Source organism: Chromobacterium sphagni, assembly GCF_001855555.1.
Taxonomy (GTDB): Bacteria; Pseudomonadota; Gammaproteobacteria; order Burkholderiales; family Chromobacteriaceae; genus Chromobacterium; species Chromobacterium sphagni.
The window spans coordinates 1-9,729 of the sequence record NZ_MKCT01000102.1; the positions used below are offsets into that span (position 1 = coordinate 1).

The window sequence follows — 9,729 nt, forward strand, 5'->3', positions numbered from 1 at the left end:
GTAGAAGAAGGACAGGGTCTCGGGCGAGTAGCGGAGGGCGGCGCCGGGCGGTAGGGTCACATAGGACTGATAGATCGCTTCGAGCAATTCATTGAAGCCGCCGCTGATCAGAAACAGCACGCCGAATATCTGGGTGAACAGCAAGCCGAACAGCGAGGACTGCTGGCCCAGCAAGGGATTCAGCACGCTGGCCATCGACGAGCCGCGCATGGTGTCTATCAGGAAGCCGGCCATGTCCAGCACCCAGAAGGGGATGGCGGCGCAGAAACCTATCATCAGTCCGACGCTCAGTTCGCCTGCCGCGAGCAGGACATAGCCCCAGGCACCGGACGCGGGCAGCTGCCATTGCGGGTAAACCGGCAGCAGCGGCAGGGCGATCATCAGCACCAGCGCGTTGCGGATCAGCGCACCGCCCAGATTGGCGGTGCTGAACAGAGGCATGAGCAGAAAGACGCCCAGCGGGCGCAGCATGCACAGGCCGAGTACCGGCAGCCATTGCGTCCAGTAGGCCATGTCAGTCCCGCATTTGCGTGATCTGATCGAATGCCAGTCCCGCGTAATTAAGCAGTACATCGCCCATCCAGTGATAGGTCATGGCCAGCGTGACGGAAACGGCCAGCAGTTTGACCAGGAACTGGACGGTTTGGTCCTGCACCTGGGTCAGCGCCTGCACCAGGCTGACCAGCACGCCGACGAAGGAGGCGACGACGACGACTGGCAGAGACAATAGCAGCACCAGCCACATCATCTGCGTGGCGAGCTGGGCTATCATGGCTTCGCTCATATAGGTCTCCTCATCTCAGGAAAAGGAAAGAACCAGCTGGCCCAACAGCTTTTCCCAGCCGTTCATCAAAACGAACACCAGTAGTTTCAGCGGCATGGAAATGGTCATCGGCGATACCATCATCATGCCCATGGCCAGCAGCACGTTGGATACCACCAGGTCTATCGCGACAAAGGGCAGAAACAGCAACAGGCCGATTTTGAACGCCTCGATCAGCTGGCTCACGGTGAAGGCCGGCATCAGCACCAGCAACGAATTGTCCGGAATCCGCTTTTGGTATTTCTCCGGCCAGATTTGATGGCCGATGTCGGCGAAGAAATGCACCTGCTCCGGCGTGGTGTTGCGTTCCAGGAACGCGCGGTACGGCGTGAAGACGCCGGACTCTACCTGCTGGATGAAGGCGGGGGACTCGATCTTGATCGGACGGGCGGCCAGATTGTCCTGAATCTCCAAGCCTATCGGTGCCATGATGAACAAGGTTAGGATCAACGCCAGCCCGTACAGGGCGATATTGGGCGGAATCTGCTGGATGCCCAGAGCGTTGCGCAGCAGCGCGAACACAACGGCCAGCTTGAGAAACGAGGTGCCCAGCACAACCAGTAGCGGCAGAATGGACAGCGCGAACAGCAAGACGATTAATTGCAGCGGTTGATCTAGTAAGGACATGGGGAAAGCCGGCGTGACATTGAATATCCTCATTATTCAATTGTGATCGCCAGCCTCCCATCGGGTGGATACCTGAACCGTTTCAATACAGCTGTTCAACCCGTACCGCCAAGCGAGAGTCGATGTCCAGCAAGGTGCCGCGGGCGATAGGACGGCCGCCGGCCTTCAAGGTGACCAGACCGTCGCTGCTGACGGTGCTCGAGAGCAAGGTTCCGGGTTGAAGGTTTCCCAACTGATGCAAGGGGAGTTCCATCTTGGCCACCTCAACCGTGACGGTGATCACCGTGTCGCCCAGTGCTTGTTCTTCGCCTGGGCTGAGGGTCGGGGTGATATCCATCCAGTCTTCAAAATCGTTCATCAAAGTCTCCACGGTGAAAGTACCGGTTTCGCTGTCCTGCATCAGGTTGGCGATCGGCTGTCGATTAAATAGTCCGAATTTCCCGGCTGCAACGTCGAAGCTGTAGCACAGCAGCATCGCATCGCCGACGGCCAGCTTGCGAATGGAGGCCATCTCCACCATGCACCAGCCCGCGATCAGGGAAACGCCTGCTGTAATGGCTGTTTCCGTTTCATCCGCTTCCAGCGGATAACTCTGCTCGACAAGGGCATCCAGCCAAGGCAGTGGAGCGTCCCATACCAATAGATCAAGCTGCCGCTCGTCTCGCCGGACTCTCAGCCGCCAGCCCATCCCCGCATTGATGGGTTCCGGTTCCAGTCGCGTGGCCTGCGGCCAATGCAGGCCCAGGTCATCCAGGCCGCTGCCTGCGTCGGCAAGGGTCCAGACGGCGAGCAATTCGCGCAAATCCGGCGGGGCCATGTCCCAGGAGGGGAGGGCCAGCATGGGTTCTACCCATTGCAGCCATTGGGCCTCATCCAGCCATAGCCTGACCGGCTGGTTTTCCAGCCGGGCGGACAGGCTTAATCCCGGTCCGGCTTCGCGGCGGTTGAAGGACAGGATGAAGCTGCCGTCGGCGGAGTCTACCCGTCGGCCATGGCCGACCTTGCTCAACAACAGGCCGGTTTCCTTACTTAGCCGGGGAATTGGCATCTATCACCTCTATCTGCACAGGACGGTCGAACTGCTGACTCAGCATATGTTCCAGCTCGGCAGCGCTGCCGAAGGCGTGGCGGCATGCTTGCAGATCGAGCGAGCGCAGCTTGATTAACAACTCGATGCCATGACATTCGGCCTCCAGCTCCAGACCCGCCAATGGGCCATTGGTCAGCCGCAATCGCAGATGGTCCAATTTGTTGGCCGCTGACTGTGACGCCGGCTGTTCCTGCGCGGAGGCGGATCGTCCGGCGGACAGGCGCGGTCCGGCCAATGACGCCGCGAAATCCGTCCAGGCGCCTGCGCCGGGGCGTTGGCGTTGGGGATCGGGCTGCGCTTCCGCGGCAGCCATCAGGGCGGCGAAATGTCGCTCGTCGTGCTGATCGGACGGGCCGTGACGCGCGTCGTCGTCCATCTGGCTGGCGTAGCGGCGCAGATGCGAGGGGAAGATATCCATGTTTACTCCATCAAAAGCTTGAGTTTTTCCTGATCCAGCAGAGCCTGGCGCAACAACTGCCGCTGTTCCGCCTTGGCAATTTGCAGGTCGGCGCATTGCTTGTCTGTCACCTTCACTTGCTCGAGTAGGCATTGATCCAGTTGGTAGTAGTCAGCCAACTGGGATTTGAACGACTGCCATTCCTGCTGGTCGAGCACTTGCTCGGCGGCACCGCAATTACGCCATTGGCGCCAGAGCTGCTGGCGCTCTTGCAGCAGCTGCTGCTTATGGCCGTTCAGATCGGTTTCCCGTTGCTCCAGTTTGGCGATGACTGCCCGGATGCCGCGTTCGCGCCTTTGTTTGAGAGACAGCAGGGTGGCCAAGGTCAGTCGACTGTCTGCCATAGCTGTTCCAGTGTTTCTTCAAAGTCGTTCTTTTCGGTGACGGATTGACAGAGGAATTGCCGGATCGCGTCCTTGCGTTCCAATGCCTCGTCGGCTTCCGCGTCCTGGCCCGGTTGATATTCGCCAACACGGACCAGTAGTTCGATTTCCTTGTACGCCGCCATCAGGCGGCGCAATTTGCCGGCCTGCTGACGATGTTCGGCGCTGACGATCTGGCCCATGATCCGGCTGACGCTGGCGCCGATATCGATGGCCGGGTAGTGGTTGGCTTCGGCCAGCTTGCGTGACAGCACGATGTGGCCATCCAGAATGGAGCGGACCTCATCCGCGACCGGTTCGTTGAGGTTGTCGCCTTCGACTAGGACGGTATAAATGCCGGTGATGCTGCCGACTTCGGCCGGTCCGGCCCTCTCCAGCAAGCGAGGCAGGCGGGCGAAGAAGCTGGGCGGATAGCCGCCAGCCGCTGCGGGTTCTCCCGCGGCCAGGCCGATCTCGCGCGAGGCGCGGGCGAAGCGGGTCAGGGAGTCCATCATCAGCAGCACATTCTGGCCCTGGTCGCGGAAATGCTCGGCGATGGCGGTGGCGGTATAGGCGGCCTTCAGCCTTTCCAACGCGGGACGGTCCGATGTCGACACCACTACTACGCAGCGGGCGCGCGCCTCGTCCGACAAGGTGTGTTCGAGGAATTCGCGCACTTCGCGTCCGCGTTCGCCAATCAGCGCCAGTACGATGACGTCTGCAAGGCTGCCGTCGCAGATCATGCCCAGCAGCGTGCTTTTGCCGCCGCCCGCCGCGGCGAAGATGCCGATGCGCTGGCCCATGCCGCAAGTCAGCAAGCCATCGATGGCCCTGACGCCTAAGGGGAGCGGCGTGTCTATCAATTGTCGGGTCAGCGGATTCGGCGCGGGTCCATCCAGGCTGCGAAGTTCGCTGTCGGCGGGAAGCTCGTCGCCATCCAGCGGCCGGCCGAGTCCGTCAACCACCCGTCCCAGCAGGAAGTCGCCCAGGCGCAGCTGGTGTGGGCTGCCGGAGGGCCTGACCCGGCTGCCGATGGTGACGCCCAGCGGTTCTTTGAACGGGGACAGCAGCACGTGGTCTCCGGTGACGGCGACTACTTCCGCTTCAATACCGGAAGGCTCCAGCCGGCATAATTCTGCCAGGCTGGCGCCGGGCAGCGAGGCTTTCAACAGCGTGGGTCCGATTTCCGTGACCCGGCCGAACAGTTCCATGCCGGAACTTTGCCCAGGCGGCGCCGGGGCCAGGGCCAGCCGTTCCCGCAACGCCTCCTCGATGAGGCGGATATCAGGAAGCCGCATCCTAGTACTCCCCAATCAGGTCGATATTGCCGACCACGCGCAATTCCGCTTCTTCACCGATTTCCTGAAACGACAACACGTGCAAGTTGAAGAATTCTCTCTCTACCACCTTGCGCACGAATCGCCGCACGTCGATCGCCGTGATCAGCACCTGATTGCGGTTCTCTGCGTCGCCGACGGCCTCGCGAATGCAGTGCATGATGGCCTGGTTATGCTCAGGATCCAGCGCCGAGTAAGAGCCCGCCGAAGTCTGCCGTATCGCTTCGCGCACCATGCCTTCTATGGTGTCACCTATCATCCAGCCACTGATCCAGGACTGTCCGGCGCGGTAGCGCGTGACGATGTGCCGGCGCAGGCCCATGCGGACGTACTCCAGCAGCATGACCGGGTCTTTTTCCCGCGGCGCCCATTCGATCAAGGCTTCGAATACGCTGCGCAGGTCGCGGATGGACACGCCTTCCGCCACCAGGCGCTGCAGCACGTCGGCGATGCGACCGATGGGCAGCTGGCGCTGCACTTCCTTGATCAGTTCCGCGTATTTCGACTCCATCGCGTCCATCAGGAAGCGGGTTTCCTGCACGCCGACGAACTCGGCGGCGTAGCGGTCGATGATGATGGACAGGCAATGGATGATTCTGTCTTCATCCTGATGCAGTTGGACGCCGATGGCGGACAACACTTCTTTTTGCGCCGGGCTCTGCCACTGCAGGCTCAGATTGCCGAAGGGCAGCTTGTCGGTCTGCTCGGATTGCGGCAGTTTGGGCGAGGCGACGTCGGCCAGCAATAGCCGCTCGGGTAGCGAAACCGTCAACACAGGCTCCTGATACAACAGGATCTGCAATGTGCCGGCGGCCAGCGAAGCGTCCTTTTGCAGCTGGATTTCCGGGAGCGGAATGCCTAATTGCTCGAACTTGCTGTGCCGGAAGGCATCCAGCAGCGCCGGCAGGCGATTGGAACGAATAAGGTCGGGCGACAGGCGCATCATCAGCGGCGTCGCGCCGGGCGACATGTTGGCGGCCTCGCTGCCGGCTTCGGCTCCCGATTCCGAGGAAGGCGAGCCTGTCGAGTTGCTGCTGGCGTTGCGTTTGCGTTTTTTCACCCACCATGCGGCGGAGCCGATCATCGCGGCGAGAATGATGAAGTAGACGGCTGGAAAGCCGGGAATCAGCGCGAAAACCAGCAGAACCGCAGCGGCCAGAAACAGAGCTTGCGGCTGTTTGCCGATCTGATCTGTCAAGTCGCTGGCCAGGTTCAGCCGTTGCTCGCCCGGCACCCGGGTCACAATGGTGCCGGCTGTGATGGAGATCAGCAGCGCCGGTATCTGGCCGATCAAACCGTCGCCGATCGACAGAATGGCATAGGTGGAGAGGGCTGAGCTTGCGCTCATGCCGTGCATCAGCACGCCGATGGCGGTACCGCCCAGAATGTTCACCAGGATGATGATGATGCCGGCGATGGCGTCTCCCTTGACGAATTTCATCGCGCCATCCATCGCGCCGTAGAGCTGGCTTTCCTTTTGCACCAGTCCGCGCAGGCGGCGCGCCTCGTTGGCGTCGATGACCCCGGCGCGCATGTCGCCGTCTATGCTCATCTGCTTGCCGGGCATGGCGTCCAGCGAAAAGCGGGCGCTGACTTCCGCCACCCGTTCCGAACCCTTTGTGATGACGATGAATTGCACCACGGTGATGATCACAAATACGATCAGACCGACCCCGAGATTACCGCCCACCGCGAAGCTGCCGAAGGTGTAGACGATTTCGCCGGCATCGGCCTGAAGCAGGATCAGCCGGGTGGTGCTGATGGTCAGCGCTAAGCGGTACAGGGTGGTGATCAGCAATACCGAGGGGAAGGCTGAAAATTCCAGCGGCTCCCGGATGTACAGCGACATCATCAGCAGGATGACGGAGATCATCAGATTGAGCGCGATCATGAAGTCGACCAAGCCGGTAGGCAGCGGGATGATCATCATGAACACGGCTACCAGCAGCATGACCGCCAGCACGATGTCCTGCCGCCCGACCGCCATCAGCAGGAAGGATTTGATCCGGCTCATCAAGCCTCTCCCGCGGTGGCTTCGAGCAGACGCCTCATGGTCTGCATGCAGGCGAGCCAATGGTTGGTGTCACTGCCGGTGGTGGGCGCGCAGCTCAATACCAGCTGTTCGCGCAGAATATAGGCCCGCAAAGGCGTGCCCTGTGTTCTGGCAGGCTGGCAAGCTGCCAGCAGCCTCTTCAAGGCCTCATCCTGATGAACGTGTTCGACGCTGCGGGCCAGCGACAGCAGGACCCGGCCGTCCAGATATTCGATGTATAAGTGCAATGGCGGCATAGAGAACTCCATCCGTGGTTCGACACGGGGAGCGGGCAGCTCGGATAGCTGAAGAAACTGCTCCAGCCGCCGCGCGGTTTGTAATTCCATCAGGCTTCTCTGAGGTGGTGGTGGGCAGGCCCGGCTGAAAGTCAGGCATCGGGTGCTAAGCGGCAAAGGTGCCAGGCTCGGGCTATGATCTAAAAATGCTCGGAGTGGGGCTATCGGGTGAATACCTGAAAGTGGGATGCGTCGAGTGTTTAGGCTTGATTGTGCCGTATTGGCATACTAGATATCCGTTCCGAGGCCATTATATTCATGAATAAATTATGGGAAATCTCTCTGACTTGGCGTTTGGCCATTGCGCTTGGCTGCGCCATCATCGTTTTCTGGCTTTCTTCGGAGTGCATTGTTTTTTATTCGCGTTATATCCGCACGCAAAGCATTATTCGCAATGAACTTTCATTGGAACTCAGTGCTTCGGTGATTGAAGAGGGCAGCCATTATGAACAGGCCGAGCGGCGCATTCATACGCTGTCTAATTTATGGGCCTCAATGAGAGGTGGGGCGGATCTGGATGTCGTCATTCAGCGCGCGGTATTCGTGCCATTTCCTGGCGCGAAGCTTGACTCGCAGCAACTGAAAAAAGCAATGCAGATGGTAGAGATATTCGGCGACGCCAATGAGAACAGCAGTGAAGCGCCCTTCATCATGTTGCCAAAGCAAGGGTTTGTTTTCTTCAGTCCCAATTCCTTGTCCGACACGTATTTGCAAAGCCGGGGGCGTATGCTCAGCCAGCTTGCCAGTACACCCGGTACGCATGGTTTTCATTGGGGCAGGCCCTTTTGGGATGTCACCAAGAAATTATATGTGTCCGTGGTTGAAGTTCAGCCTGTGACCGGAGTAATGATAGGCAAGAATGTTGAAGTCTGGCGGATGCCCATGCCCAATCATGAGCTAAGAAACGATCTTTCTTTTGCGATGTTGACCCGTGATGGAGAATGGCTACCTATAGCAACGACGGATAAAGCGATTCCTTTCGAGGAGTTTCCCTTCACCCACTTCCCTTCTTGCAATGAGGATACCTCTGTCTTGATTGATGATTTCTATTATGTATGCAAGCCATTTAAGGGGCCGCCCTGGAGCATGGTCGCCAGATATCCGCAGCATGCAGTGGCAAGCAAGTCTTTGGATTTGCTCATTGGAACCTTGCCATCAACCGCTTTAATGCTTTCCATGTTGCTGATCATCATGTTCCTAGTGCTCAAGTTACAAGTTGGGAATCCTTTGCAGCGAATCATTGCGGTCATAGATCGTTTTAAGTTGTTAGACTTGGAATACCATTTGCCGGATAAGCGCCAGGATGAACTGGGTCGCATAGCCAAGGCCTACAATAAACTATTGGCCACGATCAGGTCCCATTATCGGACATTGGAGGACCGGGTACATAAGCGCACTCAAGAGTTGGATGAGGCTAGAAAAGTGGCAGAGTTGATGAGTCGGCGTAAGAGTGAGCATATCGCGAGCATCAGTCATGAGATACGTACGCCGCTGAATGGGGTCGTAGGGGCCTTGAGCTTATTGCAGCGCACTACACTCACAGTACAGCAAAGAGAGTTGATTGATACTGCCCGTTTTTCTGCGGATTATTTGCTAGTCATCATTAACGATTTGCTGGATTTTTCCCATATCGAAGCGGGTCAGCTGGAACTGTCGTATGAGCCAGTGCCGGTATTGCAGGCGCTGGACCAAGTCATGCTGACGATTCATTTGCGAGCTCAAGAAAAGGATTTGGCTCTGAGTGTTTTGGTAATGAATGAGGTGCCGGCTGAAATGACTATGGATCGCATGCGGGTGCAGCAAATTCTAATCAATCTGCTAGGCAATGCGGTCAAGTTTACTGAGCGCGGGCACATCGACGTGCTGGTTTCACGCAAGGGGGGCATGCTGGCGATCGCTATTGAGGATACGGGGCCAGGCATTGCGGAAGATAAGCAGCTGGATATTTTTCGACCATTTATTCAGGTTCATATGCATAATGGGGGCAATGGGTTGGGTCTGACGATCGCCTCCCGGCTATCCAATCTGATGGGTGGGGAAATTTTGCTGCAGAGCGAATTAGGGGCGGGGTCTTGTTTTACTTTGATGCTGCCATTGAATGATCCGCTTACTACGCTTGAAAAACTCTCCGGCTCTGTCATTGCGCCAAAAGCTTTGCATCCGCAATTACGCATGTGGGGAATGGATCCGCGGGAAGGAGAGGATTCGCGCCTGGAGTCGCCCTCTCTGGTGTATTTGCCGGGGCGTTTATGGCGGAGTTTGCAGGCCATTATCCATAATGAGGAGCTGGTTGAGGATGCCACCGCGCCGCTCTCCTTGTGTCCGTGGTCGCTAAAGGTATTGTTGGTGGACGATGTTGGCGTCAATCGCGATATCGTCGGCCGGATGTTGCTGGAGCTGGGACATCAGGTGGAAACGGTTGCTTCCGGCCAGGAGGCGTTGGAACAGGGAAGGCAGGTTGTCTACGATCTGGTGCTGATGGACGTGCGCATGCCCGGCATGGATGGATATGAGACTGCTCGGCGCTGGCGCGACTTGAAAAGCAACATACTTGACTCTGAGACTCCCATTGTTGCGGTGACAGCCAATGCGATGTCCGGAGAAGGTGAGAGGGTCAAAGCAGCCGGAATGAATGGCTATTTGCCCAAGCCATTGAGCTTGGAGCAACTGATGGGGGCGATTGAGCTGGCGGTCTCCTTGCAGTT

Annotated in this window: 10 protein-coding genes; 1 reads left to right on the forward strand and 9 read right to left on the reverse strand. The window is 58.3% G+C overall.

Annotated features, from left to right (window positions below; all coding sequences use genetic code 11):
• The 9 genes from BI344_RS22465 to sycN form a co-directional block, all read right to left on the reverse strand.
• Window positions 1–513: EscT/YscT/HrcT family type III secretion system export apparatus protein (locus BI344_RS22465; protein ID WP_071115004.1), on the reverse strand; the 513-nt coding region annotated here is incomplete at its 3' end.
• A 1-nt stretch (window position 514) separates the two neighbouring features.
• Window positions 515–784, reverse strand: coding sequence for a type III secretion system export apparatus subunit SctS (sctS, locus tag BI344_RS22470; RefSeq protein WP_011136155.1), 270 nt, complete (start codon window positions 782–784; stop codon window positions 515–517).
• A gap of 15 nt (window positions 785–799) precedes the next feature.
• The gene (gene sctR / locus BI344_RS22475) at window positions 800–1,450 is read right to left on the reverse strand and encodes a type III secretion system export apparatus subunit SctR (RefSeq protein ID WP_071115012.1); all 651 of its coding nucleotides are present in this window, start codon (window positions 1,448–1,450) and stop codon (window positions 800–802) included.
• A gap of 82 nt (window positions 1,451–1,532) precedes the next feature.
• Entirely contained in the window at window positions 1,533–2,462 is a 930-nt protein-coding gene (gene sctQ, locus BI344_RS22480; protein WP_071115005.1) for a type III secretion system cytoplasmic ring protein SctQ, read from the reverse strand.
• A 13-nt stretch (window positions 2,463–2,475) separates the two neighbouring features.
• Window positions 2,476–2,958 (reverse strand): hypothetical protein, encoded by a 483-nt coding sequence (locus BI344_RS22485; protein ID WP_071115006.1) that lies wholly within the window; start codon window positions 2,956–2,958, stop codon window positions 2,476–2,478.
• A 2-nt stretch (window positions 2,959–2,960) separates the two neighbouring features.
• The gene (locus tag BI344_RS22490) at window positions 2,961–3,320 is read right to left on the reverse strand and encodes a hypothetical protein (RefSeq protein WP_083370347.1); all 360 of its coding nucleotides are present in this window, start codon (window positions 3,318–3,320) and stop codon (window positions 2,961–2,963) included.
• Between the two features lie 2 nt (window positions 3,321–3,322).
• Window positions 3,323–4,657, reverse strand: coding sequence for an EscN/YscN/HrcN family type III secretion system ATPase (locus BI344_RS22495; RefSeq protein WP_071115008.1), 1,335 nt, complete (start codon window positions 4,655–4,657; stop codon window positions 3,323–3,325).
• 1 nt (window position 4,658) lies between these two features.
• A complete protein-coding gene (locus BI344_RS22500; RefSeq protein ID WP_071115009.1) occupies window positions 4,659–6,710 on the reverse strand; it encodes an EscV/YscV/HrcV family type III secretion system export apparatus protein in 2,052 nt (683 codons plus the stop codon).
• Complete coding sequence (gene sycN, locus BI344_RS22505; RefSeq protein ID WP_071115010.1) at window positions 6,710–7,075, reverse strand: type III secretion chaperone SycN; 366 nt, start codon at window positions 7,073–7,075, stop codon at window positions 6,710–6,712. The genes BI344_RS22500 and sycN overlap by 1 nt, the downstream gene beginning before the upstream one ends.
• A 207-nt stretch (window positions 7,076–7,282) precedes the next feature.
• On the opposite strand from sycN, the gene BI344_RS22510 reads away from it, so the two are divergent.
• Window positions 7,283–9,729: two component system sensor kinase (locus BI344_RS22510; protein WP_139167129.1), on the forward strand; the 2,447-nt coding region annotated here is incomplete at its 3' end.

What these genes read in the sequence shown, in the direction of transcription:
- sctS (WP_011136155.1), bottom strand. Translation starts at nt 784, where the DNA reads ATGAGCGAAGCCATGATAGCCCAGCTCGCCACGCAGATGATGTGGCTG.
- sctR (WP_071115012.1), bottom strand. Translation starts at nt 1,450, where the DNA reads ATGTCCTTACTAGATCAACCGCTGCAATTAATCGTCTTGCTGTTCGCG.
- BI344_RS22485 (WP_071115006.1), bottom strand. Translation starts at nt 2,958, where the DNA reads ATGGATATCTTCCCCTCGCATCTGCGCCGCTACGCCAGCCAGATGGAC.
- BI344_RS22495 (WP_071115008.1), bottom strand. Translation starts at nt 4,657, where the DNA reads ATGCGGCTTCCTGATATCCGCCTCATCGAGGAGGCGTTGCGGGAACGG.
- BI344_RS22500 (WP_071115009.1), bottom strand. Translation starts at nt 6,710, where the DNA reads ATGAGCCGGATCAAATCCTTCCTGCTGATGGCGGTCGGGCGGCAGGAC.
- sycN (WP_071115010.1), bottom strand. Translation starts at nt 7,075, where the DNA reads ATGGAATTACAAACCGCGCGGCGGCTGGAGCAGTTTCTTCAGCTATCC.